Consider the following 25,565-nt stretch of genomic DNA (forward strand, 5'->3'; position numbering starts at 1 on the left):
GTCAATCATGAAAAATAGATATGTATATAATTATAACCTCTTAATTTTGCTTTCTTCATCGATCCTATTTTTAGGATGTAAGCGCTTTTTAGAAGAACCACCATCTAAGACCTCGGCTCTGGTTGTGAAAACAACAGCACAGATCAATGCTTTATTAGATAATCAGTCTACTTTTTTTCAAGAAGATAACCGTACGCAAGTGTATGGAACAGACGATTGGGGAATGAATGTTGACTTATATAATGGTGGACGTTCTGTGCTTTCCAATATTGCAAGTATCCAATTTTCTACTTGGGATTCTCAATATTTGCTCAATGATATTTCCGATAATTTTTGGTCCAATGAATACAAGAAAATATTTACAGCGAATATGGCGTTGAGTAGTCTGGCGAATGTAACAGGATCAGAGCAAGATAAAGAAATTATAAGAACTGATGCCCATTTTATCCGAGCTTACAGTTATTGGGCACTTGTAAATACCTACTGCCTACCGTACACAGAGGAAAATAAAAATGAATTAGGTCTTCCTATTAAAACAAGTACGAGTTTTGAAGAACCGATTGAACGGCAGCCTTTACAGAAAGTATATGAACTAATTGAATCAGATCTTTCAGAGGCTCTTAAGACATCGGTTTCTTTGACACAGTCAGGCCGTCCTCGACATTGGCGAGCAAGTAAAGAAGCCGTGAATGCTTTCGCAGCTCGTTATTTTCTGCATAAAAATAATTATAATAAAGCCGTAGAACATGCGGATGAAACTTTAAAGGGGTATAATTTACTCGTTGATTATAACACCGAGATGCGCTATGGAATTGATGGCACTGCCGGAATAAATGCAGGAACGCCCCAAGCGGAAACAGTAACGCTGAAATATCCATATACACATAACAACCAAAGTGACCAAACAGATATGATCGCATGGAAGGAGTTCCTTTATTTTCGGATGTTAAGTTTAGGAACTTGGTGGTATATTCCAAGTAAAGAATTACTTGCTCTTTATGATAAAGAGAATGATTTAAGATATAAATACCATATGGTAGAAAACTATTCTTACGATCGTGGTATGGTAAAACCAGCGTATAGTTATCCGGGATATGTTTTCTTTTTCAAACAATGGACACCTTCTGGCCCAACAGTAGCGGAAACACTTTTAATAAAAGCAGAAGCACAAGCGCGTCTAAATGAAGTTCAAAATGCAATGAATACAGTAAACATTTTACGGTCAAAAAGAATGAAGCCAGGACCTTGGGTAGATCTAACGGCAAGCTCTAAAGAAGATGCAATAAAAAAGATTCTAGAAGAAAGAAGAAGAGAAATGCCATTTGTACAACGGTGGTTTGATATTCGACGATACAATAATAATGAAGATCCAAATGATGATATCATTTTGACGAGAGACTTTTATCCCTATAATGGTACAAATGTATTGTTCAACGAACCTGTTAAAACCTATACTTTGCCCAAAAATTCTAGAAGATATGCCAGTCCAATTCCTTCAACAGAGATCATTTCTAGCAATGGAGTAATTGTTCAAAATAATTATTAAAAATTAATTCACAAAAAAAGAAAAATGATGAAAACGTCAACAATCATAAGTATAGTGCTATATATTATTTTAGCATCTGTAGGTAGCAAAGCTCAAGCCCAAAAATCCAAAGAAGACAATTATCAAATCAATGGACAGATAAAAGGATTGAATAATAATCAGATCTTTATCATTGTTTATAAAGAAGGTAATGAAAAAACTGATACGTTAACAACGATCAGCGTAGGTGAAAAATTTGAGATGAAAGGGTTTACAGATAAGTCTAGATCAGTACAACTGCATTTGGGAGAAATAAATCCTCGTAAAAATTCTTACTTTTATTTAGAGCCCGGAATAATAAAAATTACAGGAAACGTTGATCATCCTGATGAAATCAAAATATTGGGTACGGAAACAAATGAAGCTTATACCAGAACACAAGAGTTTTTAGTGCCTTTGTATAAAAGAAGATCTGCATTGATCCAACAGATACGAAATCTAAAAGAGGGTACTCCCGATTACAAAAACTTAGCAGTATCAATAAAAAGTAAGAGTGATTCGGTAAACGATTACAAGATTTTATTTATAAAGGAAAACCCGCGCTCAGATATTAGTTTGGGTTATTTATATGTTCTTCAAGATAACCTTCCGGTTGGTCTCGCAGACTCATTATACACAAACCTAGTTCCCAACCTAAGGTCAACAGTACAGGGCAAATATATTGGTGATAAATTAGCAGCAAGTAAAACCGTTGCAGTAGGTAAGAAAGCACCTGATTTCACATCTTCAGACACCACCGGAGCAGCTATAAAATTAAGTGATTTTAAAGGAAAATATGTGTTGCTTGAATTTTGGGCACACTGGTGTGTACCTTGTCGAGCGCAACATCCCCATATGAAGGTTATTTATGACAAGTTTAAAGATAAAGGGTTTACCATATTGCAATATTCCATTGACGTGAAAAAAGATGAAAAAAAATGGAAAGAGGCAATTGTTAAAGATGGATTAGTATGGCCACAGGCTTCTGATCTTTCTAACGGTAAAGCTCCAGTGGCAGAACTTTACGGCGTTCAACCAATACCTGACAGTTTTCTGATCTCTCCTGATGGAACCATTATTGGACGTAGATTAAGTCATCAAGAACTAGAAGATATACTTAGCCAAAAATTAAGTAAATGATATCTTTAATTTAATTTTTTTAGATGGTATTATGGAATTTTTAATACTTTAGCATGCTTTAAAGTCTATTGCCCAATCACGGAAGGTAATAGACTTTTTTGCTTTAATGAGTATTGTAGTTTGTCTTAACATTTGAGTTTTTTTTTGCAATATCTTTTGAATAATTCAATTTAACATTTTATTTTATTCTCCCCCTGACACATTTCTAGTTACACTCTCGTTTGTAGGCTTAAAATTTAAGTTTGCTATATCTTTACTTATACGCCCGTTTAGCTGTTTTATTTTTTGAAAACGTCTTTCATTTGATTTTGTGTTGCAGCGACTTTTATTTTTATCAGCTTTATTCTCTATCAAAAAGCTTGATATTAATTCGTGGTAGTGATAGGAATGGGCATGCAGATTCATTATTTTCTTTCTATATCCCTTAGCAAGACCTGGTTCTTTTTGAGTTAAAAAACAGGAGTCTGATAGTGCAGTCAATGACATAAAGGCTTTTTTCCTGGCAACTCTCATGTTTAAGTGAGATTGATCATTGGGTAGGTGAAGAAAGTCCATTACAGCCTCCTTAAATTTATTATTTTCCTGCAGTACATTTTTGATTATAATATCTATCTTTTGACCGGCTCTTATTGGAATTAAATACCAGCACAAAACTGATAGTCCACATCCTAAACAAGTAAATAATAGGCGGTTTGTCGAAATGTTAATTATATTGTGCTCTGTTAAGTTTAAAGCTACGACAACAGATGCGGTAATAAAAGCGACAGAAATATCATAATAGCGGCGGTTAAAAATTAAAAAACAGAACATAAGTATTCCAGCGAAAAGGATAGAATAATAAATATCCGTTGTTAGATTAACTATTAATGATCCTAAAATTAAACCGATCATGGTTCCGGTCAGTCTATCAATATTGCGAACAACTGTAGCCGAGAAAGTTGGCCTAGTAACGACAATGATAGTCATAAAGATCCAGTAGGTATATTTCATTTCTGATAATATATACCCAAAAATCCCGCCTACTAAAAATAAAAAAGCCATCCGGAGAGCAAACATCGATAATGGTGTATAGGAATGAATATGATACCAGATATCTTTTATTGATGATTTTACCGGAGTAATAAAGCTATCATAATCGATTTGACGATCATAGAATGCCTTAACTAGATGATCTTCATTACCTTCCTCTAATAGTCGTCTAGATTGTATAAAAGCTGTTGAATTTTCGATAACATCAATTAGTGCTTCATTTGCACTTTTATTATGGCGAAAGTTTATTTGCTCCAGATCTTCTATACCTCTAGAGATTTGCTGGATGTAATATGAATCTTTGCTATTATTTTTTTGATTGTGCATTGTTGTTTCAACACAATCTGCAACAGCCAGTATTAATGCTTTAACTTTTTTTGAAGCTCCGATTTGATCAAGCTCCATACGAATCTCTTGGTAATCTCTATTTACGGAAGTGGCCAAGGAATAGAGGTCAATCAATTGGTAAGCATGTATCCAAAGCGGATATGCAGTTTCATTTTGAAAAGTGTTTTTATTTTGTAGTAAGAGATAGCGTATCAGCTCATGCTGTTCTGCTAAACGGATACTGATTTGGGCTGCTTCCTTGTAAATTTGATTTAAAGGATCATCTTTAACATAATATTTTGCTTTTACCCGTAGTAACTGAGCTGATGTAAGATAGCAAATGTTAAGAGCACGTTTAAGTTCCCATAGCGGAAATAAACGAGAGTGAATTATACTGACCAAATGATAAAATGCAGTTCCAGCCCCTGCAAATAGAGCAAATTGTAACGGATCATGAGGATGCAACCCCATTGTAAAAGTAATCATAAACAGATTTGTTACTCCTACCATACCTATACGTTTTCCGAGCGCTGTAAACATCGTGAAGATGGCGGCAGCAGCACTTACTGCTACGATAAGAAAAATAGGGTATGGGAGCAAGACTCCAACTGTCAATGCTATTGTCATTGTCCAGAATATACCAGATCTAGCAACAAGCAATTTATCTTTTTGGCGACCAGGAAAATCTGTCATTGAGGCATTCATGGCCGCGATTAAAAATGGAACACTATAGTCCAGATGATAATAATATCCGATCAAAAATGCGGGTATCATTGCCGAAAGACAAGCTCTTAAAGCCTCCGGTCCAAATTCATTTAAGAGCCCCGCTGAATTGCGTAATGCTATTTTAATCATTACTAATACGCACTTACTACTAATTCATTATTAACGGATAAAAAAGCTTGTGCAACGCGCGCTATATTTTCTTCATTTAAACCTGCAATGCAGATTCTACCACTTTTTACTAAGTATATGGCATATTCCTCACGAAGATCATGGACTTGCTTCGGCGAAAATCCAGAATAGCTAAACATTCCAGTTTGGTCTATCAGAAAACTGAACCGCTCTTTTTCTCCACCCAATTGGATTATTTGACTGTATAGATTTTTTCTAATCTGTTTCATGCGTATACGCATTGATTCAAGTTCAATTAACCAAATTTGTTTTAATTCCGGGTTTCCTAGTATAACGTCTATTAACTTAGCGCCATAAGTGGGAGGGCTTGAGTAATTTTTACGTACCGTCGCTTTTAATTGCCCAGCTACTAGATTTGCTTCCTCTTTGTCCGTACAGACCACAGAGAGACCACCTACACGTTCACCATATAGTGAAAATATCTTTGAAAATGAGTTGCTCAGTAAAAATGTTAGGCCAGCATTTGTCATTGCAGTAATCGCATAGAGATCTTCATTAAACCCTTTTCCAAACCCCTGATAAGCCATGTCCAAAAAAGGAATTAATTTTTTAAATTTTAAAACCTTTATGGTTTCGTCCCATTGTTCTTTAGTCAGATCTGCGCCAGTAGGATTGTGGCAGCAAGGATGAAGAAGAACGATAGCAGACTCTTCCAAGGTCGAAAGAAAAGTGATCATCGCATTAAAATCTAACGTACCTAGTGTATCATTAAAGTATGGATAATATTCTACTGTAAACCCAGCACCATTAAATATAGAAATATGATTTTCCCAAGTAGGTCTGCTTACATAAACCTTACTGGTTGGATAGCTTTTCTTCAGGAAATCAGCACCTACTTTTAATGCACCCGATCCTCCAAGGGTTTGAATAGTTGTAATTCTTTTTTCAGTAATAGCTTGAGGAGCATGAGCAAATAATAAGTGCTGAATATGTTGACAATAAGAAGGCATGCCGCTCATAGGTAAGTATAGCGATGACTGGTCATTTTTAATCTGGTTTTTTGCCTGAGATACAGCATCCATAACAGGAGTTTCACCTCTTTCATTATAATACAGTCCTATGCTAAGATTAACTTTATCAGTACGAGGGTCATTATTGTATGCATCCATCAACGATAAGATAGGATCGCCAGCATAGTGTTCGATATGTTTAAACATTATTGTGTTTATTTTGTTATTCGGATAGTGTGATGGTAGCAAAATTAGACAATGTATAGTGCAATCAATAGGCACTTACTTACTTCCGAATATATTATCGCTATCGAAATAATTTAAGATAGCAATTTGAAAAATTTACGGGTTTATTAGTGAATAGGTCTTAAATGTTATTATTTTATTGAATCATTTTATTCTATTGAAATATTTAAATGACCTCGTTTTTTAGGATTTAACTCAATAGTCTATAGGAATCAGTGACATGATTTTTTTGAGTTGGATGAGAAAGGGTGAAAGCTTAATAAGAATTTCGAATCAAATAAAATCTTTGTACTATGGATTTTTACAGCAAAGCAACTATAAGTCCCAATAAAAGTAAAATTTCCGAAAATATGATTTTGTAGAAACCAATATATCATACTGTTTGAGTGCAAGAAAAATATGTCTGCCTCATTTAGGAGGCAGACATAATTGTTAACCTTTATAAGGTTTTTTTGCAGCTTCGATCAACTCTTTCATTTCTAGTTTGATGTAATCTATGTTTGGAGAGGATCCGGTTAGGGAATAGCGAATATTACCTTCCTTGTCAATAATAAATTTGGCAGGGATACCCTTCACTCCAAATTTAGCGGCCATAACCTCACCAGTTTGAGCATCTTTCTGATCATCGTAAAGAACTTCAAAAGGATAATTATTTTTTGTTATAAATGATACCACATTTTCTTTATAATTTTTGTCACGCTCCCAGGTATTCATAAATAAAAACTGAACATCTTTATCATTGGCATAAGATTCTTGGGCAGCTTTCATACCTGGAAAAGAACGTACGCAAGGTTGGCACCAAGTAGCCCAGAAATCTAGCACAACAACTTTTCCTTTTAAACTGGCTAATGATACCTTTTCACCTTTTAAATTTAGCAATTCAAAATCTGGTGCAGGTTTAAAAGTTTCCATTTCTTTGATATGGCTACGTATTGACTTTGCGAGTTCAGCTTTTAATGATGCATTAAAATTTTCGTAACCTTGATCAGATCCATTTAATTCTTTATAAAGCTTTTTTAGATCATTCTCTACAGCAAATTGTCCTTTTGTATATAATTTTGTCAAGATATTGTAGGCTTCCAGTTTTCTACCTGTCCCCATTAGTGATTTATAGTATACCGTGGCCAATCCATCTGCTTGCTCGGGAGCCGCTTTAAGAGCATTTTCAATATAACCCAAAGCTTCGACATATTTTTTTTGCGCGACAAGAATATTAACATAAGCAGACATGGAGCTTGCATACCCCATAGATGCAAAACGTGCTTTATTGTCTTTTTGTTCTTCAGGCAGACTAAGATAATAATAACTATCATCCATAGCCGTTTTTAGGAGTGGTGTTGCCGCAGTTGTATCTCCTACAGCTAAAAGTATTTGACCCACAGGAAGGTATCCATTTCCACGCCAAAAGCGTTCTTTCATCTCACCAAGATAATAGACAGCTTTATCTGCATTTCCATCATTTGCAAATCCTTGAGCTAGATTTCCTAGCACATAATCATAGGTCAAAAGTTCTTCATTGAAGTTTTTTGTTGGCCATTTTTTGATCAGTTCATTATAAGCTTTCTCTTTTTCAGCTGTTGTACTCGCTTCATAAAATACATTTGTTATAAACGCATCTCGGGTTAGGGATCCTTTTGGATACTTTTTCTTAGCAATAGTTTCTAACGATGCAAATTGCTCTTCTTTTCCAAGTGACCGCAATATATTGATTGTAGTACGATACTCTTGCTCCGATTTATAATTTTTAACCTCTTTTAAAAGTACATCTGCCACAGAATCTTTTTGTGCCAGTGTGCCTTTTTCGATGATTGGGAGATATTGTTGAAATTTATCTCTTGATGTCTGTTGCGCCATTCCCGATGAAAGGGCGAGGGCAAGAGAAAGTGTTAATATTGTTGTTTTCATTTTATGGTGTTGTTTAAAATTTAGTGAATAATTTAATTTTCGTATCCTGGATTCTGTGTCAGCTTATTATTACTTAATATCTGCGCTTGTGGTATTGGAAAAAGGACATCGGTGGCCTGCCAATTCGATTTAATAGGAGAGAGGACTGCAGTCGCACGGTCTGTACGTTTTAGGTCTAGCCAGCGGTGACCATATTCTCCAAAGAATTCATGTAGACGCTCAGTCTCTATTGCGGTTAATAATTGCGCTTGAGTAGCATTGCTATTGATACCCATTAATCCCGCACGTGTACGAACAGCATCTATATCTGCACGTGCACCACTCAGGTTATTGAGCTTTGCTCTAGATTCAGCTCGTATCAGATATTGTTCAGCCAGCCGTAGTAGAACATGATATTCTGCGCCAGATCCAGAAGCTATTTTATATTTGCTTATCGCATAATATTTTTTATCAGATACTATTTTTTCACTTACCCAGTTAGTTTTCCTTAAATCCACAGTAGGTGTGTTTTCAAAAGAACTGAATACAGCAGCGGGCAGTGTATAATTAGGAATAGCTGTAGGTGCTGTTATGTAATTTAAGCCAAAGGTTGTTACGCCAGTGAGAGTTCCCAATTGTAGGATAACTTCATTACTTGCATTTTGAAAATTTTTGTCTGGTGTCGGCATGCCGTAATCTGCTGACTGCAATACCTTCGTGGCATATAATTCAGCATTCTGATAATCTTTTTGATATAAGTATACTCGAGCGAGTAAGGCGGAGGCGGCTGATTTGTTTGCTCGACCTCTTGGGCTAGCTGTTGCATCATAAGTTGATGTCATTTTGCTTTCAGCATCTTTCAAGTCTGAAATTATCTGATCAAATACCAGTTGTGATGCCGTGCGTGGTAGAGTTGCATCTTCAAGCGCATAAAGATCATCTCTCAGTTGCAAAGGCACATCGCCATATAGATTAACAAGGTAGAAGTATGCATAAGCCCTAAAAAACTTAGCTTCTCCGATCAGCTGGTCTTTTACGGAAGGCGTTAATGTCGTTGATTTATCTAATCCTGATATAGCGTTGTTACTGTTTTTAATCAATTGGTATAAATTTCCCCATAGATTAGCAACAAAGCTGTTTGTATTGAGTACAGAATTACTAGCAAATTCTGCAATACTTGCATCAGTTGCATTATACTGCAAATCATCAGCCGCTATTCCCGTATAAAATGTTGTCATATTGGATATATTGGAAGTCGATATTGTTCCAACGGCGGTAGTATATAATCCTCGGATAACGCTATTTGCTGATGCATCTGATGCAAATGCATCAGCTACACCCACCTGGGTTGGAGGTGCACCTAGATCCACAAATTTTTCACAGGAATTAAACAGGATTGCTCCGTTAGTGAGTAATAGGGATAATATAATTTTATTGTTTAGTTTCATGATTACAAATTTTAAAATTGACAGTTAAATCCAAATACAATTGTACGCAACGGAGGTAGTACTTGACCAATAGTTCCTGTTCCTAGACCGGTAGGACCTCCTTGAACCGTAGTTTCGGTATCCAGTACATATTTGTTTTTTGCCCAGGTAAACAGATTTTGCCCCTGCATAAAAATGCTGCAATTGGACATTTTAAAGCGAGATGTCCAACTTTTAGGTAGGTTGTACGATAGATTGACAGATCTCAGTTTAATGTAGGAGGCATCTCCATAGACAGCATCAGAACTCGTATATTGATTGTAAGAAGTACTTAAAGCTGCACCAGCAGGTGAGGACGATGGTAATGACGGTATAATAGCACCCGGGATATTTGAATTAGGGTTTGTTGGAGACCATCGATCTAACCAATAATCATTCTGATTGACCATTGCTCCAGGTCTTGTATTGAGCATTTTAGTTACACCAAATCGGTGATTAAATTGGAAAAATACGCCCAATTCAATCCCTTTATAAGAAAAAGTGTTATTAAACCCACCGTAGAATGGCGTTCCTAGATCAGCTACATAGCGGTCATCAGGACTGATAACACCATCGCCATTTAAATCCCCATAAGTAGCTTTTCCTGTTGCAGCATCTACACCTTGATATTGGTATAGTCTAATCAGGTTTAAAGGCTCACCAACAATAAAGCTATTCGCATAAAAAGTATTTTCAATTCCAGGGAACTCCTTCAGTTTATTCCTGTAGAATGTAAAGTTAGTGGAGGTTTTCCATGTAAAATTCTCATTTGTAATATTTGTTGAACTTAATTCAAGTTCCAAACCTGTATTTTGGATAAGAGCTGGAAGATTGGCTTTATAACTATTGTAACCTACTTGTGTACTTAAAGTTAGATCTGTGATTTGATCGCTTGATCGATTTCTGAAAAAATTACCAGTGAATAAGATTCGATCCCGTAGAAATCCAAGATCGAGTGCAAACTCCATTTTTTTTGTGGTCTCCCATTTGATATATTCATTGGGAAGAGTCCCAATATTCATGGATGGATTATTTAGGTAAGCCGATGAAGTAGAGTACAGGGGAAGATACATATAGTTTGGTATCTGATCATTCCCTGTCGTTCCGTAACTTGCTCTTAATTTACCAAAACTCAAGAACTGAATATTGTCCTGAACAAAATTTTCTTTGCTAAATACCCATCCAAGTCCTATCGCTCCAAAATTTCCGAATCTATTTTTTGGTCCAAATCGAGAAGAAGCATCTCTTCTAAACGTTCCATTAAATAAATATTTTTCTTTCCAGTCATAGTTTACTTTTCCAAATACAGCATTGTATTTGTAATAAACTAAATTATTGCTCGCCGTAAAAACTCCCGCACCACCTAACGATCCTAAAAGGGCATCGTTACTGTAATTAGAGCCATTGGTGGTCTGCGACCGAGAAGAGTTTTGTTGAAAACTAGTACCCACTAAAGCTGTCAATTTTCCTTCACCAATTGTTTTTACATAATCCAATGTAGGTTCTATGATCCAGTTTTCGGCCTTTGTATTTGCAAAACTAGAAGTTCCTAACGGATTTTGTTGTGTGTTATTTAAGGAAGATATCGGAGTTTGGTTATTTTGATTAAGCTGTGTAATAGTATAACCGAAGTTTGCTTTTGCAGTCAAGCCAGGAATGATTTTATAACTTAAGTTTGCATTTGAAATCAGGTTATTGGTATTGCCAATATATTTTCTTTCCAGGATAGCAATTGGATTATTTATACCTGCCGATGACGGTAACCAATAGTATTTTCCATTATCTCCGTAGATGGGGTAATTTGGAGGTAAATTATATAAAGATGTAACATCTGAAGATGGCATATCCGAATTATCATTAGCGTAGCTGACAGACAATGCCGCATTAAATTTTTTATCAGCGGAGCTGTGGTCCAAGTTTAGGCGGGATGTAAAGCGGCTATTTTTGCTCTCGCCATAAAAAACAGTGCTTTCACGTCGATATCCCGAATTGAAAAAGAAACGTGTTGATTCATTTCCTCCAGACATATTGGCTTGTACATCAGTGATGTGTCCTTTATTTCCAATAAGCATCTTTTGCCAATCAGTTCCTTTATTTTGATCCCATAAAAGTAGATCAGGAGCATTTGCAGCTGTTGGTGTAGTTCCGTCATTGGCAAATGCTTCTTTTCTTAATGTTAAATACTCCTGCAGATTCATCATCGGTATAAAGCGGTTTACTTCAGTAAAACCGGTATTAAAATTAACGCCGATCCGTGTGCGGCCTGCAGTCCCCTTTTTAGTCGTGATCAATACTACGCCATTTGCACCACGGCTACCATATATTGCGGTGGCATCAGCGTCTTTAAGTACGTCGATACGTTCGATATCTGCCGGATTGACCATACTGAAAGGGCTTAGGCCACCTGATGATCCAGAGATACCAAATGAATTTAGATTATCGGTAGCCGGCTGTCCACCATTAAAATTAGTAAAGGGTACTCCATCAATGACATAAAGCGGTATTGATCCTGAAGTTGTTCCGCTTAAAGATGCTTGATTTCTGATTTGAATCTGAACTCCGCCACCAGGTACACCATTATTCTGCGCAATCAACACCCCCGACATTCTACCGGCCAATGCAGCAAGTGGGTTACTAACCGGTTGCGATGCAATATCTTTTGCTGTTATAGAAGCTACAGATCCAGTATTCAGTCGTCTCGTTGTTGTGCCATATCCGATCACGACAACTTCTTCCAAACTTCCTTCAGCAGGCTTAAGTCTGATGGGTGAGACGTTAGCTAAAAGCTGTTTTGCTGAAATTTCAACAGTTTCGTAACCTATGAAAGAGAAAATAATCACAGCATCTGCACTTGGAACTCTGAGGCCCCAGTGTCCATTGGCATCTGTCGCTGTACTATTCTGCATGTCGCGGTATTCTGCTTTTTGCCAGTTTTTTATTATGACTGAGACACCTGCAAGAGGATTACTATTCTCATTTAAAACCTGTCCTGATAAATGTAGTTGATCTTGAGGTTTTTCTTTTACAGCGATAATATTATTATCCAATTGTTCCCAGGTCAGGTTTGTACCCGTCAATGATTTGGAAAGTATTTCATTGATACTTATCTGTTTCTTTATAATATTTACTGTAGCGTTGGGAAGTACCGCTTTACTAAAGAACATCTTGTATTTGCTCTTATTGTTTATTGCGTCGAAGACATCTTCCAGCTTTCCGTTTTGAATTGAAATGTCAATTTTTTCAGTCTGCGAGTAGGCATATCCACTGTCATGCATGGTACTGAGGCAGACTAATAGTAAGGCCAATCGCGATTCCTTTCTTAGTTTAGTAAATTTACTATTCATATGAGTAAGTATTGGTTTGTTAGGTGATTGAGTATGCGTTTGTTTTTTATTTGATTTCAATAAGCTGCTTATCTTTATTCATATAACTAAAAGGTTGGACGATTTGCAGTGCTTTTAAAATGTCATCAAGTTTTTCACGATCAAAAGTTGCAGAATATCTTTGTTTAGCAGTGGATGAGTTCGATATCGTTATTTTGACATCGTAGATACGTTCAAGCTTTTTGACAATTTCAGATAGGGGCTCATCTATAACTGTAATTCGGTTTAACATCCACTCGGTTTCTAAAGCTGAACCATCTTTGTCAGAAATATTAAATTTTTGTATAGCAACTTCTTGATTTGAAATTATCTTTTCAGTTGGAGTTATCGTTTCATGATGCAAAGGTTTGGTTTCTGAGACAATAAACTTTTCTTTAGGACTTAAGATATATTTTTGAGTTTCTTCACCTGATTGAGAAATAGATACTTTTCCATGTATTAACGCTGTTTCCGCTTTACTTTCTCCGACATAATCTCGTACGTTAAAAGCTGTTCCAAGAACACTTATTTGCATTCTCGGAGTATGTATCAAAAAGGGCTTATTCGGATCTTTTGCAACATCAAAATAAGCTTCTCCAATCAAAGTAATTTGTCTATTTGTTGAGTCTTTAAAAGAGGCGGGATAAATTATTTTACTTGAAGCATTAAGCGTTACTTTTGTACCATCTTCCAGTATAATGTGGCGTTGCTGTCCTTTCGCTAGCGTGACTTCGATGTTATTTAATTGTCCATGTTTGGGCCATAATATATAGGTCAGCGCAAAACAGAAGATGGCCGCTATAGCCGTTATTTTTGTGAAATTGATTTGCTTTTTTTCCTTCAAATCTAACTTCTTCAAAATATTTTTACGTATTCTAGCTTTTATGAGCTTTTGTTTTCGCTCTGTAAGTTTATTGATAATATCTGGGCGTGAAGAAAAACTTTCATAAAACTCTTCTACAGTTTCAGAATCTTCTTTACTAGCTTCACCATTTAGGTACTTGTCTATCGACTTATCGAGTTTTGGATTTGGTTCTTGCATTTTGATTAGTACAATGTTCACTTAAGTAGTGTGCATTTTCAGTATGAGTGTACTAGTCAGAAATTATTTTTTTTATAAAGAGCTTATTTACAGTTGAATAAAATTAATATAATGATTAAGAAATTCTGTTTAATCATCATTCTTAATTTATTTATCGATACCCCGAGGTGATTTTTAATGGTATTTGGAGAGTTATCAGTAACATCGCTAATTTCTTTTACGCTTAGTCCCTCCAAATAGCGCATTTTAAATATTTCTTTCCTCTTCTGTGGTAGATGTGCAATCCATTTTTCAATCAAAGATATAAGATCTTTTTCTGCAAATCTGTCGTCTTCGTAGGCTTCTTCAATTTTAAAAAACACATTATTTTCAGCAACTGTTGATTTTATTTTTTTACTCTTTTTGTAGGCCTCAAATATTTTAAATTTTACGCAGGTTATCAGATAAGCTTCAAGATTATGTATTTCTCTATTAGCACAAAACTGCCATAATTCGATAAAAACATCTTGTACTATTTCTTCACAGGTTATGGGATCATCAAGACGCTTAAGAGAAACATTCAGCAGCATAGACCAATAATTATCATACACTACATTAAAAGCCTCCAGATCTCGATCTCGAAGTCGTTTTAGTAACTCATCGTTACTTAATAAGACATTTTTGCTATTTTTCATTTTAGTGTAGTGTAAGTATTGCAGTGGGAGATCCTAAATCTAAGATAGATTTTTAAATACTTTAGTTGTAAAGTTAAAAATAATTATCGATTTAGAATTGTAATTGATGTCATATTGTTAATTTGTTAAAGATTTTCGATTTTTTTAACAAAAAATTGAATATGGTAATTTGTTAAGTTTATCATATTCAATTTTTTATTTACTACTTCAAGGCCTTTAAATATTAATAATAAGCTACATCTGCCATTTGGTAAGCTAGATATCTTTCAACATCCAATGCCGCCATGCAGCCAGTACCGGCAGCAGTGATTGCTTGTTTATATACATGATCTTGAACATCTCCACAGGCAAATACACCAGGTATACTAGTTGCAGTTGAGCCCGGTATAGTTTTTATATATCCGTATTCATCCAAATCGATTTCTCCTTTAAAAAGTGCAGTGTTCGGTGTATGGCCGATAGCAATAAATAATCCAGAAACAGGAATAACAAATTGTTCTTTCGTATTTTTATCAATAGTAAGAACAGCATTGACACCTTTATCATTTCCAAGAATTTCTTTAACTTCTGTATTAAAATATACTTTTATATTCGGCGTACTCATTACACGCGCAAACATAGCTTTAGATGCTTTAAATTCAGCTTTTCTTACCAACATGTGAACTGTAGTGCACATTTTAGCTAAGTAGGTTGCTTCTTCTGCAGCAGTATCTCCAGCACCTACAATTGCAACTTCCTGATTTTTAAAGAAAAATCCATCACAAACTGCACATGCTGAAACCCCAAAACCGTTATATTTTTCTTCCGATTCTATTCCTAGCCATTTCGCTGTTGCACCTGTAGCGATGATAACTGCTTGCGCCATAATTCTTTTCCCTTTGTCTATTTCGATCAAATGCATATTAGCATCTTGAGCGAATTCCACACGTGTTACCATTCCAAATCGTACATCGGCTCCAAATCGCTCTGCTTGTTGCCTCAAGTCATCCATCATTACAGGGCCTGTGATACCTTTTGGATATCCTGGGAAATTATCAACTTCAGTGGTCTGTGTAAGTTGTCCGCCGGGTATCATACCGGTATACATCACTGGTTTTAAATCTGCTCTTGCTGCATATATAGCAGCTGTGTATCCAGCAGGGCCCGATCCAATAATCAGACATTGCACATGTTCTGTTGAGATTTCATTCATAAGTAGAGGACTGTTTTAGTTTGTAATTAATTCAAAAATAGGTTGAATAAATGGAAGATTTTACCATCTTTTAAATTTTAGAAAAAATTATGAAATGTAATCATTATTACATTAAGTTGCTGAATATTTTCTTGTTTAATATAGATTTAACAATTAATTATTCTGTTAAAGTGAAAGTGTTTTGATATAATTTTTGATTTTATGGATATTTGATTTAAGTTTTAAATCTCGTAAAAGAGTTGTTAGCCAATTCGAAAATTACTATTTGCCAGTAATTATATCTGAAAATATAAACAATAAAAGATTTTGATAATGAAAGAAAAAGAACAGATTTCCGTGTTTGATATGTTTAAAATTGGTATTGGGCCATCGAGTTCCCATACTTTGGGTCCATGGCGTGCCGCACAGTATTTTATTAGTGCTTTGGTCAAAATAAATCAACTGGAAAACGTGTGTGGCCTTGTTGTTAATCTTTATGGTTCTTTAGCAAAAACAGGATTAGGACACGGGACTGATGTTGCTATATTACTCGGTTTATCTGGTGATGATCCTATCATATTTGATGTCGATGATGTCATACCTAAATATAATAGGATTAAAGATAATCGCGAACTCTTTTTGAAAGGCTTACATCCGATCGAGTTTGATTATCAGAATAACCTCATTTTTCATTGGAATGAAATTAATGACTTTCACCCAAATGGGATGTCATTTGTTGCTTTCTTTAATGACGGTTCAGCATTTTGCGAAAACTATTATTCTATAGGAGGAGGCTTTGTTGTACAAATAGAAGAAAAATCAATTGTTACTTCAAAAGTCGATTTGCCATATCCTGTTGACACGGCAGCAGATTTAATCAACTGGACTGATAAATTAGATTGTAAAATATCAGAATTGGTTTTTAAAAATGAATTGGTTTTGAGAGATGAAGCTTCTACACGAAGTAAAATGGATGATATCTTCCATGTATTCAGTGCTTCTGTCTATAAAGGCTGTCACAGTTTTGGAAATCTTCCTGGAGGATTAAATGTTCAAAGGCGTGCCGGTGAATTAAATAAGAAATGGTTAAAGGCTAGTAGTTATACTAATTTCGACAGTTGGATTAAGAAAATTGGTATCGGTGATAAGTCTTTTGAGTCAATCTTAGATTGGGTAAGTTGTTTTGCTCTTGCTGTTAATGAGGTCAATGCTTCCTTTGGACGAGTGGTCACAGCACCAACAAACGGATCTGCAGGTGTTATTCCTGCAGTGCTTTTATATATGATTATATTTCGAAATAAATCGGAGCAATCATCCATTTATCAATTTTTGGCAACTGCATCAGAAATTGGATCAATATTTAAGAAGGGCGCTACTATTTCTGCTGCAATGGGCGGATGTCAAGCTGAGATTGGAGTATCTTCTGCTATGGCTGCTGGTGCATTGACCGAATGCTTGGGAGGAAGTACCCGACAGGTAATCATGGCCGCAGAAATTGCTATGGAGCACCATTTAGGTTTGACCTGTGATCCGATAGGTGGTCTCGTACAGATTCCTTGTATAGAGCGAAACTCAATGGGAGCCATTAAAGCCATTTTAGCCAGTCAACTGGCATTAAATTCAGATCCTAAGCATGCAAAGGTAAGTCTTGATGCTGTAATAGCTACTATGTGGGAAACAGCAATTGATATGAATTCCAAATATAAAGAAACCGCAGAAGGTGGCCTTGCTAAGAAAGTTCCAATTAGTCTCGCGGAATGTTAACTGAAAATAGGGAGAAAGTTTGCAGGAAAGAACTCTTACGTAAAGGGATATCAGTCATTAAAGCAATTTATAGGTGATGATGCCTGACATCCTTTCTAATTAAGTGTCATGCTCATCATTAGTTAGCCAATCTTTTGAGAATAAGAAATTTGTATTTAGAAGATCTTTAGGATGTTTATTTAGACCTTTTGCATACTCTAAAAAAGTAGTGAAATTAAAGTCCTTTCTTCCATTTTCGATATTACTAATGTTACTTTTTGTTAAGTCGCAGCGTGTTGCCAATTTGTCTTGACTCAGGCCAGCTTTTTTACGGTTGTATCGTAAGAAAACTCCTATTTCAGATAGCCGGTTTAAATCTCTTTTCTCGTTCATAGCGTAAGTAATCAATGAGCTTTATATTTTGTAAATAATTATGTTATCCATGTATTGTAATTATACCTATTCATTTCTTACGCAAGGGCTGGAGAAGCTAAAGAAATTGCGGTTATTACGAAATTAGGTAATACACTGCGTAATCAATAGGGCAATTACGTACTTCCGAATAAATTATGGTAAGCGAAATAATTTGAGCTTACCTGTCGAATAATTTACGGTTTTATAGATAATAGGAATTAAATATTTCTGTTCCAAAGCTTTATTGCATAGCAATCTTGCGTACCATTGAAAAGAAGAAATTACAATAAATGACCATCGATCTATAGGGAGAAAACTTTAGTTTTCTCCCTTTTTTATGCAATCTGTTCCTTTAGATTGGGTATGCTGTTTCACTTTTAGTTTCCGATAGAACAAAATAAGTTTGTACGGTGTTCACATGTGGGAGTACAGCTAAGCGGTATCTTAAAAATTCGTGATAGGCCTGCATATCTTTAGTTGCTATTCGAAGCATAAAATCATAAGATCCAGCCATCTGGTAGCATTCCATAACTTCCGGAAATTTAATAACTTCTTGTTCAAATTCATTTAAAACTTCGGCTGTATGTGCTTTTAAGAATACCTGTGAAAAAGATATCAGACCCATGTTTACTTTTTGCCGGTCAAGAATAGCGACAACTTTTTTAATGTAGCCCTGTTGTTTAAGCTTTTTAACACGTTCATGTATAGCCGCTATAGATTTGTGCAGTCGAAATGCCAGTTCCTTATTGCTAAGTGTAGCGTCATGCTGTAAAATTTTTAATAGTTTGGTGTCGGTTTCATCTAACATCATTTTGTGTTTTTTATTGATATTAATATTTAAAATTGATTGATTCTGTAATATTTCTTAAATATATTATTATTTGGATAAAATTTATTGAATTTATCTTTTTGTAGTGACTATTATTTTGTTTTATATCAATTTTGCTGATGATATTAAATCTTCAGTTATTGTAGGTTGATATTATTTAAAATAGTGTATCATGAATAACGAATTGATGTTTAGTAAATGTTTGTCTCCCGAGCTTGATAGTAGATTTAAACATTTGTGGTGTTTAGTAGGAAACACACCTATGCTGGAATTGCAATACAACTATAAAGGAAAGGCAGGAAAGATTTATGTAAAATGTGAAAATTACAATCTTACAGGAAGTATCAAAGACCGTATGGCACTGTATATTATGTATAAAGCCTATATGAACTGTCAGATCCAACCTGACGATGTTATTATAGAAGCCACTAGCGGTAATACCGGTATTTCTTTTTCTGCTATTGGCAAAGCTTTAGGACATCAGGTGAAAATTATTATGCCCAATTGGTTGAGTAAAGAACGCATTGATATTATAAAAAGTATGGGCGCAGATATTCAGTTGGTTAGTAAAGAAGAAGGTGGCTTTTTGGGGAGTATTGAATTAAGTGAAAAACTAGCTCGGCAAGGAGGGGTGTTTTTGCCCAGACAGTTTGAAAATCAATTCAATGCCGAAGCTCATGAATTAACGACCGGTCGTGAAATTGGTTTACAGTTAGCCTCGCAGGGTTTAGTTGCAGATGCTTTTGTTGCTGGTGTTGGCACGGGAGGAACGGTTATGGGGGTAGGCCGTCATCTTCGTAGCTTAAATCCTCATGTAAAGATCCATCCTTTGGAACCCGCTGAAAGCCCTACGATGTCAACCGGATATAAGGTTGGATCACACCGTATTCAGGGTATTTCAGATGAATTTATTCCAGCTATTGTGAAGTTAGATGAACTGGATGAGATTGTTTCAGCTTCAGATGGTGATTCTATTATTATGGCCCAAAAATTAGCAAAAGAACTGGGTTTGGCCGTAGGGATTTCTTCAGGAGCGAATGTGATTGGAGCTATTAAATTAAAAGAACAATTAGGGGAAGAAGCTGTTGTTGTCACCTTATTGTGCGATGATAATAAAAAGTACTTAAGTACAGATTTAGTAAGAGAGCAGCCAGCTGCTGCAGGTTATATTTCTACCGATCTTTCTTTCACTGGGTTTAGCCCGATCAGTAGATTAGCAAAATCTCTCTTTACTATTGAGTGTGTATAAAGATTGTTTCAGTCTAATCGCGTATTAGACATCTGTTTATGTTAAGTAGAATCTGGTACAATGGGAGAAATCCCATTGTAATCAGATTTAATCAATTAGTAACCTGTCACCCGGCATTATAATTTAATTATTTATGAAAAGTTTTATTGTAAAATTATTACTTTTAATAGTTCTTCTTCCAGCTTTTGCGCATGCGCAGGAGGCAGATACTTTATTAAAGATGGACGAACTGGAGTTTGTTGATGGTGGTATTTCTGAAGCCTCGACAGATTCTGTCGTTGTTGATACTGCACAGAATCTTAAGAAAACCGTTGCGGTATTTACAGCAGAAGAACATCCAGAAGGAGAGTCCCTTCTTGGAATATTTTTAGCAGGATTATTAGGCGGTTTTACTGCCTTATTGATGCCCTGTATTTTCCCCATGTTACCGCTCACAGTCAGTTTTTTCACAAAGGGAAATCAAAATAAATCGCAATCTTTTATTCGTGCTTTATTTTATGGTATTTCTATTATTGTTATTTACGTTGTGCTTGGATTAGCGGTAACGATGATTTTTGGTTCGGATGCCCTTAATGCTTTATCAACGAACGGTATCTTTAATTTTTTCTTTTTCTTAATGTTGGTTGCTTTTGGGGCTTCTTTTTTGGGGGCATTTGAAATTAATCTACCAAGTTCATGGGTAAATAAAATGGATGCAAAATCTGATAAAGGCGGATGGGCTGGTATATTCTTTATGGCAGCAACGTTAGCTTTAGTATCTTTTTCTTGTACCGGACCTATTATCGGCACTTTATTGGTACAGGCGGCTACAAGTGGAGCTTTGTTGGGTCCGGCTATAGGTATGTTTGGATTTTCTTTTGCATTAGCTATACCTTTTGCCCTTTTTGCATTATTTCCTAGTGCTATGAAAGCCATGCCTAAATCAGGTGGTTGGCTTAACAGTGTTAAAGTTGTTTTAGGATTTTTAGAATTGGCATTCGCATTGAAATTTCTTTCTAATGTTGATTTAGCTTATCACTGGAACTGGTTTGATCGTGAAATATTTTTGTCTTTATGGATTGTTATATTTGGTTTAATGGGACTGTATTTACTTGGGAAAATCAAATTTTCTCATGACAGTAATCTTCCACATCTGTCAGTCCTCCGTACTTTCATTGCTATTATTGTACTATCCTTTACGGTATATATGATTCCTGGATTATGGGGTGCTCCGTTAAAATCAATATCTGCTTTTTTACCACCACAAAGTACGCAGGACTTTGATTTAAATCAAGTATCATCAGGTAGCGCTCCTCATGCAACAGATGTTTCGAAACGCAAATATTCAGATTTATTTCATGCACCGCTTGGCTTAAATGTGTTTTTTGATTACGAGGAAGGTATGGAGTATGCTAAAACCCACAATAAAATGGTTATGCTTGATTTTACAGGCCATGCCTGCGTCAATTGTAGGAAAATGGAAGCCAATGTGTGGACTGATCCTCAAGTTCTTTCTTTTTTAAGAGGTAATGTCGTTATCATCCAACTTTATGTTGATGACCGCACTGAGCTTGCTGTTGAAGATCAACAAAAAACGAGTTCGGGAAAATTGTTGAAGACAATTGGAAGTAAGTGGAGTTATTTACAATCGAGTCAGTTTGAATCCAATTCACAGCCTTTTTATGTGCTTATGAATTCTGCAAACCGTCAGGTTTTGGTTAAACCAAAAGGTGCTGATTATGATGCTACGACTTATCTAGCTTATTTAAATGAAGGTTTGACAGCATTTACTTTGGCCAAATAATTAAAGTTAACAGAGTTGATCTCTCAAATTTTATTTCGATAAGATTGGTCTATATTCGAAAGTGTGCTAACGGGATATCGGCCGTTTAGCAGACTTCAGTCATAAAAGAAAGCAATCTCTAAGTAAGGGATTGCTTTCTTTTATTGTTTTTATGATTGCATACTCATCAAAGAGTTATCTTATGATTTTTAGGTAAAGTTGTGCCTCCATTATACCCGCGATCAAAGCGCCATTTACTTAATCTGCTAGGATCAATTTCTAATTCATGGGTTGCTCCTTCTACAGATCCTTTGTGATAAGAAAGCACAACAGCCATTTTCTTGAAAGAATCATCAAGTACTCTTCTCATAATTGAACAAATTTAAATCTATTTTTTTTAAATCTGTCTCCACTCAAGGGTAGCAACTCCATTTTTTTTATAAGATCAAATTGATTACATTTAGCTTCAGCTAATTCTAGCTACAAATCAATTTAAGTTTTTAGATTAATTGACGTTAGCAGTAATTACCAATATTCACTTCAAAATATAAAACACAAACCAATGGGAAAATTTTTCAATGATGAACAAGCAATATTAAAAGGAGTTCCTAAGTACAGACTATATTTAATGAGAATACTCTTTGTTATAACCTTTCTGTTTTTGGGTCGTGACGCTTGGACAGAAATATTCACACACAATGGGCAATGGAAACCACTTGACGGTGTAGCTTATAGCTTTTGGGCAGCATACTCAACCCTAATGATTTTAGGATTAAGGCAACCCCTTAAAATGGCACCTTTATTATTACTGCAATTTTTTTACAAATTAATTTGGTTAATCGCAGTTGCTATTCCAGCATATAGAAACAATACCTTTGATGAGGTAAACGCATTTACCATTATATTTATAGTTGGCGTTGTCTTGGATATTCTTATAATTCCATGGAAATATGTTTTCAGAAATTATTTCGCTATAAAAGGAATTTGACCAATATTACTGCTAACAGCTTTAGGTAATGGCGGTTTCAGCCTTAAATTGAAGTCAATTTTTAAAATCAACATTTGTACTACGCAAAGCAACTGAACGTTGGTAGCAACTATGGATAAAATCCAAAGAAATAACAAAAAAACCTTTGAAAAGTTCGAGGTTATATGAAGAGTTCAAGAGTTGAAAAATCCTGCCGACTTCAATATCCATTCGTGAAAAAGCAAACCATTTTTTGCCTAGGTCATTCAGTGAAGCTCAGATATGGTAAAGCTCCGTATTATTAAAAATCGGTCGTGAGTATCGGAGAAAATGTCAATGGGAGGATATCGACTATTGAACCGTTGCAGACCGCACCGTAGTTGATTACTAATAGTCTTAGTGTAGATTGTTGCAGTTACATTATCCTTGCGTTTGCCTAATAAGGTCAGTACCGTATCGTCCACATAATTATCCAGAATAATAATAGAGCTTTTGGTATTTTGAATAATATCTGACTTCACCTTTTTCTTGACACGCTTTCATAAATAATTTAAATATGGGTTAATGCCAATCAAAATTGCAGTATCTACACTATTTTGCGTGAGGAATTCTTGCTAATTTGCCACATTTAGGACAATTGTTAAAGATTATTTTAGTATGATCATTAGAAAAAATACGTTCGGCTGTATTTTTATAAAAGTCTTCAGCTCCATCTTTTAGGAAAGATAGGGCCACACTATCTTTAGTAAGCCATCCAGCTTTATGATAGATCTTCGACATTTTGGCCTGATCCGTATTATTTTCAATCTTCAACAATGAATGGATGTGCTTGTAAGCAAGCTTGTCCTTTGGAGTCATAAGATGAAGATAGTAAGTAATAATGTAGTTTTGAATTTCTGGATCTATCATGATCATAAATCTTATTTGCTAAACAATTTCATTGTAGTCTATATCGCATCATTTAATCTTTTATAATAAAATTCTTAAACAGTTAGTGTTGTTATTTAATAACGATTTTGCTTTAATGTGTATTACATTGTTTTGTTAGATAAATTTGAATTTACCTTGACACTTTTCTAACCAATCCACTCTTTAATCATCAGTGCCAATAAAAAATATATTGCAAATGCAGTACATGTAGCACTTATTACTTTTAGGTATTTCATATTTCCAGCTTTATCGTTTCTTAAGAGGTAGAATGAACAGTGATGCAGCAGCACCTATACCGCCACCAATTCCACCGCCGGTGAAGATGAGTAACAAGGGTTTCAGTGCGATTGCGATGTGATATCAGAGAAGTTTTTCTACAGTGCTTTCTTTTATACTATTAATTTCAAGGGTGGTACAATCTCTGGCAATGTGTCCTTTATGAATATAGATATAAGCTGTACATGAGCTACAGGAAGGATAATGCGTATATTGAGTTGTTCAGCGGAATCTTCCGAGATGAATGCTTAAACACCAATTGGTTCCTTTTTTTGAAAGCTGCTAAACAGAAAATTGACGACTGGAGACAAGAATATAATACTTTCAGATCCCATAGCTGTTTTGGGGATTTAATATCTGATATATTTATTGAAAATCAGATCAAAAATAGCAAATTTTTCTACTTTGAAATATTCCTTAAGTTGGGAGGAGGTCACTTATAAACAACAAATAAATCAGAAAGAGATGTAAATCTTTCTGATTTATTTGTTGTTTTAAAGTTTAACGGTGAATTGTTTAGCTTTAAGCTTTTATTTAATCATATCTACCATCATAGTTATTTCTATGGGAATAAAATCATTTGCATCATTTGATCCAATGATTTTAAATCTAATTTGACCATTTTTATCGATGATAATTTTGGTTGGTAAACCAGTAATTTGAAAAGCGTCACTGACAGCATACTTTTTTGTATTCTTATCTTTTTGATCTACTAATACATCGAAAGTGAAATTGCGATCATCTATAAATTTCCTTAATTTTTCTGTAGGATCTTCTGTACCGCGTTCTGAAGTATTGATAAACAAAAATGCTACAGATGAATCATTTTTATATTTATCTACAGCTTTTTGCATTCCGGGAAAGGAATTGACGCATGGTCCACACCATGTCGCCCAAAAATCTAATATTATTGTTTTTCCTTTTAAACTAGCCAATGACACTTCTTTTCCGCTAAGATCTTTTAATGAAAAGTTAGGAGCTTCTTCATTAACAAGTTTACTTTTTAAATGATTTCTGTAATCTATTGTCAATTCTGAATAGATTTCTTTCATGCAGTCAGAGAGATTAGTCTTATTTACTAATAAACCTTCTACTATTTTTGGAATGGAAGGGATACCACTGGTTGTTTCTTTAATGGCATTGTAGCTATTTTTCAGTGTTTTACAATCATTGTTTTTTGCAGCTTCAATTGCTAAAAGACGATCCAAATAAGTAAAATCATTGCCTTGGAAATGTTTTTTTATTTCCTCGGCCATGACTACTTTTTCACTGTAATTGGGTTTTTTCGAAAATACACCAATGGCATTATTATAGGCAATCGAACCTGTTGGGAATTTTTGACCGGCTAATTTTTGCAAAGAATCTACTTTAGCGGGTGCATTTTTCATACGATAAAAGCTGATGGCCAAAGATAACTGATCTTCTTGATCACTATTGACTAGACGTTGCAATTCGCGGTCCGAAGCAATACTATCTTTGCTATCCATTAATCTTTTTAAAATTTCTTGCCTGCTTTCTTGTGCTACAACACAAATAGACATAAATAGGAGGAGGATACTAAATAAAGTTTTTTTCATGATATACTATTGTTTTTTAATTATTTAAAGATTGTTTTGATAATGTGA

General features: G+C 35.1%; 20 protein-coding genes and 1 pseudogene. 7 read left to right on the plus strand and 14 right to left on the minus strand.

Going from position 1 to position 25,565, the window contains the following annotated elements:
• Positions 1-7 precede the first annotated feature (7 nt).
• Both M2265_RS22200 and M2265_RS22205 read left to right on the plus strand, forming a co-directional pair.
• Complete coding sequence (locus M2265_RS22200; RefSeq protein WP_132770622.1) at positions 8-1,546, plus strand: RagB/SusD family nutrient uptake outer membrane protein; 1,539 nt, start codon at positions 8-10, stop codon at positions 1,544-1,546.
• 24 nt (positions 1,547-1,570) lie between these two features.
• Positions 1,571-2,704, plus strand: a complete 1,134-nt coding sequence (locus tag M2265_RS22205) for a TlpA disulfide reductase family protein (protein WP_132770621.1) — start codon at positions 1,571-1,573, stop codon at positions 2,702-2,704.
• Positions 2,705-2,887: 183 nt separating this feature from the next.
• Here M2265_RS22205 and M2265_RS22210 read toward each other — a convergent pair whose 3' ends face one another.
• The 8 genes from M2265_RS22210 to trxB form a co-directional block, all read right to left on the minus strand.
• Positions 2,888-4,915: an FUSC family protein gene (locus M2265_RS22210; protein ID WP_132770619.1), complete on the minus strand. Its 2,028-nt coding sequence runs from the start codon at positions 4,913-4,915 to the stop codon at positions 2,888-2,890.
• Between the two features lie 2 nt (positions 4,916-4,917).
• Positions 4,918-6,132 carry an aromatic amino acid transaminase gene (locus M2265_RS22215; RefSeq protein ID WP_132770618.1) on the minus strand — a complete coding sequence of 405 codons (1,215 nt, stop codon included), beginning with the start codon at positions 6,130-6,132 and terminating at the stop codon, positions 4,918-4,920.
• A gap of 471 nt (positions 6,133-6,603) precedes the next feature.
• Positions 6,604-8,076 carry a TlpA family protein disulfide reductase gene (locus M2265_RS22220; protein ID WP_132770616.1) on the minus strand — a complete coding sequence of 491 codons (1,473 nt, stop codon included), beginning with the start codon at positions 8,074-8,076 and terminating at the stop codon, positions 6,604-6,606.
• A gap of 32 nt (positions 8,077-8,108) precedes the next feature.
• A complete protein-coding gene (locus M2265_RS22225; protein ID WP_132770615.1) occupies positions 8,109-9,503 on the minus strand; it encodes a RagB/SusD family nutrient uptake outer membrane protein in 1,395 nt (464 codons plus the stop codon).
• An 11-nt stretch (positions 9,504-9,514) separates the two neighbouring features.
• On the minus strand, positions 9,515-12,865 hold the full coding sequence (locus M2265_RS22230) for a SusC/RagA family TonB-linked outer membrane protein (protein WP_132770613.1): 3,351 nt from the start codon (positions 12,863-12,865) through the stop codon (positions 9,515-9,517).
• A gap of 46 nt (positions 12,866-12,911) precedes the next feature.
• Positions 12,912-13,925 (minus strand): FecR family protein, encoded by a 1,014-nt coding sequence (locus M2265_RS22235; RefSeq protein WP_132770611.1) that lies wholly within the window; start codon positions 13,923-13,925, stop codon positions 12,912-12,914.
• Positions 13,926-14,008: 83 nt separating this feature from the next.
• The gene (locus tag M2265_RS22240) at positions 14,009-14,599 is read right to left on the minus strand and encodes an RNA polymerase sigma factor (RefSeq protein WP_132770609.1); all 591 of its coding nucleotides are present in this window, start codon (positions 14,597-14,599) and stop codon (positions 14,009-14,011) included.
• A 223-nt stretch (positions 14,600-14,822) separates the two neighbouring features.
• On the minus strand, positions 14,823-15,791 hold the full coding sequence (trxB, locus tag M2265_RS22245; RefSeq protein WP_132770608.1) for a thioredoxin-disulfide reductase: 969 nt from the start codon (positions 15,789-15,791) through the stop codon (positions 14,823-14,825).
• Positions 15,792-16,103: 312 nt separating this feature from the next.
• Between trxB and M2265_RS22250 the strand changes: the two genes are divergently transcribed.
• On the plus strand, positions 16,104-17,534 hold the full coding sequence (locus tag M2265_RS22250) for an L-serine ammonia-lyase (protein ID WP_132770606.1): 1,431 nt from the start codon (positions 16,104-16,106) through the stop codon (positions 17,532-17,534).
• Between the two features lie 99 nt (positions 17,535-17,633).
• On the opposite strand, the gene M2265_RS22255 is transcribed toward M2265_RS22250, so the two are convergent.
• Together M2265_RS22255 and M2265_RS22260 are read right to left on the minus strand one after the other, a co-directional pair.
• On the minus strand, positions 17,634-17,906 hold the full coding sequence (locus M2265_RS22255) for a helix-turn-helix domain-containing protein (protein WP_132770604.1): 273 nt from the start codon (positions 17,904-17,906) through the stop codon (positions 17,634-17,636).
• Between the two features lie 373 nt (positions 17,907-18,279).
• A complete protein-coding gene (locus M2265_RS22260; RefSeq protein WP_132770602.1) occupies positions 18,280-18,738 on the minus strand; it encodes an Lrp/AsnC family transcriptional regulator in 459 nt (152 codons plus the stop codon).
• Positions 18,739-18,928: 190 nt separating this feature from the next.
• On the opposite strand from M2265_RS22260, the gene M2265_RS22265 reads away from it, so the two are divergent.
• Both M2265_RS22265 and M2265_RS22270 read left to right on the plus strand, forming a co-directional pair.
• Complete coding sequence (locus M2265_RS22265) at positions 18,929-20,005, plus strand: PLP-dependent cysteine synthase family protein (protein WP_165905908.1); 1,077 nt, start codon at positions 18,929-18,931, stop codon at positions 20,003-20,005.
• A 133-nt stretch (positions 20,006-20,138) separates the two neighbouring features.
• Entirely contained in the window at positions 20,139-21,788 is a 1,650-nt protein-coding gene (locus M2265_RS22270; RefSeq protein WP_132770600.1) for a protein-disulfide reductase DsbD family protein, read from the plus strand.
• Positions 21,789-21,954: 166 nt separating this feature from the next.
• Here the strand turns inward: M2265_RS22270 and M2265_RS22275 are convergent, their stop codons facing one another.
• Positions 21,955-22,137, minus strand: coding sequence for a hypothetical protein (locus M2265_RS22275; protein ID WP_132770598.1), 183 nt, complete (start codon positions 22,135-22,137; stop codon positions 21,955-21,957).
• Positions 22,138-22,329: 192 nt separating this feature from the next.
• On the opposite strand from M2265_RS22275, the gene M2265_RS22280 reads away from it, so the two are divergent.
• Positions 22,330-22,755, plus strand: coding sequence for a hypothetical protein (locus tag M2265_RS22280; RefSeq protein ID WP_132770596.1), 426 nt, complete (start codon positions 22,330-22,332; stop codon positions 22,753-22,755).
• A gap of 171 nt (positions 22,756-22,926) precedes the next feature.
• On the opposite strand, the pseudogene M2265_RS27050 reads toward M2265_RS22280, so the two are convergent.
• A pseudogene (locus M2265_RS27050) lies at positions 22,927-23,249 on the minus strand (ORF6N domain-containing protein); the annotation flags it as partial.
• Between the two features lie 76 nt (positions 23,250-23,325).
• On the minus strand, positions 23,326-23,643 hold the full coding sequence (locus M2265_RS22285) for a hypothetical protein (RefSeq protein ID WP_132770594.1): 318 nt from the start codon (positions 23,641-23,643) through the stop codon (positions 23,326-23,328).
• 482 nt (positions 23,644-24,125) lie between these two features.
• Here M2265_RS22285 and M2265_RS22290 point away from each other — a divergent pair, with 482 nt between their 5' ends.
• Positions 24,126-24,383 (plus strand): integrase core domain-containing protein, encoded by a 258-nt coding sequence (locus M2265_RS22290; protein WP_132770592.1) that lies wholly within the window; start codon positions 24,126-24,128, stop codon positions 24,381-24,383.
• An 87-nt stretch (positions 24,384-24,470) separates the two neighbouring features.
• Here the strand turns inward: M2265_RS22290 and M2265_RS22295 are convergent, their stop codons facing one another.
• A complete protein-coding gene (locus M2265_RS22295) occupies positions 24,471-25,517 on the minus strand; it encodes a TlpA family protein disulfide reductase (RefSeq protein WP_132770590.1) in 1,047 nt (348 codons plus the stop codon).
• Between the last annotated feature and the right edge of the window lie 48 nt (positions 25,518-25,565).

Origin of the sequence: Sphingobacterium kitahiroshimense (assembly GCF_025961315.1) — a bacterium.
Classification (GTDB): Bacteria; Bacteroidota; Bacteroidia; order Sphingobacteriales; family Sphingobacteriaceae; genus Sphingobacterium; species Sphingobacterium anhuiense.

What these genes read in the sequence shown, in the direction of transcription:
- M2265_RS22215 (WP_132770618.1), bottom strand. Translation starts at nt 6,132, where the DNA reads ATGTTTAAACATATCGAACACTATGCTGGCGATCCTATCTTATCGTTG.
- M2265_RS22270 (WP_132770600.1), top strand. Translation starts at nt 20,139, where the DNA reads ATGAAAAGTTTTATTGTAAAATTATTACTTTTAATAGTTCTTCTTCCA.
- M2265_RS22200 (WP_132770622.1), top strand. Translation starts at nt 8, where the DNA reads ATGAAAAATAGATATGTATATAATTATAACCTCTTAATTTTGCTTTCT.
- M2265_RS22280 (WP_132770596.1), top strand. Translation starts at nt 22,330, where the DNA reads ATGGGAAAATTTTTCAATGATGAACAAGCAATATTAAAAGGAGTTCCT.
- M2265_RS22210 (WP_132770619.1), bottom strand. Translation starts at nt 4,915, where the DNA reads ATGATTAAAATAGCATTACGCAATTCAGCGGGGCTCTTAAATGAATTT.
- M2265_RS22275 (WP_132770598.1), bottom strand. Translation starts at nt 22,137, where the DNA reads ATGAGAAGAGTACTTGATGATTCTTTCAAGAAAATGGCTGTTGTGCTT.
- M2265_RS22250 (WP_132770606.1), top strand. Translation starts at nt 16,104, where the DNA reads ATGAAAGAAAAAGAACAGATTTCCGTGTTTGATATGTTTAAAATTGGT.
- M2265_RS22240 (WP_132770609.1), bottom strand. Translation starts at nt 14,599, where the DNA reads ATGAAAAATAGCAAAAATGTCTTATTAAGTAACGATGAGTTACTAAAA.
- M2265_RS22255 (WP_132770604.1), bottom strand. Translation starts at nt 17,906, where the DNA reads ATGAACGAGAAAAGAGATTTAAACCGGCTATCTGAAATAGGAGTTTTC.
- M2265_RS22260 (WP_132770602.1), bottom strand. Translation starts at nt 18,738, where the DNA reads ATGATGTTAGATGAAACCGACACCAAACTATTAAAAATTTTACAGCAT.
- M2265_RS22295 (WP_132770590.1), bottom strand. Translation starts at nt 25,517, where the DNA reads ATGAAAAAAACTTTATTTAGTATCCTCCTCCTATTTATGTCTATTTGT.
- M2265_RS22220 (WP_132770616.1), bottom strand. Translation starts at nt 8,076, where the DNA reads ATGAAAACAACAATATTAACACTTTCTCTTGCCCTCGCCCTTTCATCG.
- M2265_RS22265 (WP_165905908.1), top strand. Translation starts at nt 18,929, where the DNA reads ATGAATAACGAATTGATGTTTAGTAAATGTTTGTCTCCCGAGCTTGAT.
- M2265_RS22290 (WP_132770592.1), top strand. Translation starts at nt 24,126, where the DNA reads ATGAGCTACAGGAAGGATAATGCGTATATTGAGTTGTTCAGCGGAATC.
- M2265_RS22205 (WP_132770621.1), top strand. Translation starts at nt 1,571, where the DNA reads ATGATGAAAACGTCAACAATCATAAGTATAGTGCTATATATTATTTTA.
- M2265_RS22225 (WP_132770615.1), bottom strand. Translation starts at nt 9,503, where the DNA reads ATGAAACTAAACAATAAAATTATATTATCCCTATTACTCACTAACGGA.
- trxB (WP_132770608.1), bottom strand. Translation starts at nt 15,791, where the DNA reads ATGAATGAAATCTCAACAGAACATGTGCAATGTCTGATTATTGGATCG.
- M2265_RS22235 (WP_132770611.1), bottom strand. Translation starts at nt 13,925, where the DNA reads ATGCAAGAACCAAATCCAAAACTCGATAAGTCGATAGACAAGTACCTA.
- M2265_RS22230 (WP_132770613.1), bottom strand. Translation starts at nt 12,865, where the DNA reads ATGAATAGTAAATTTACTAAACTAAGAAAGGAATCGCGATTGGCCTTA.
- M2265_RS22285 (WP_132770594.1), bottom strand. Translation starts at nt 23,643, where the DNA reads ATGATAGATCCAGAAATTCAAAACTACATTATTACTTACTATCTTCAT.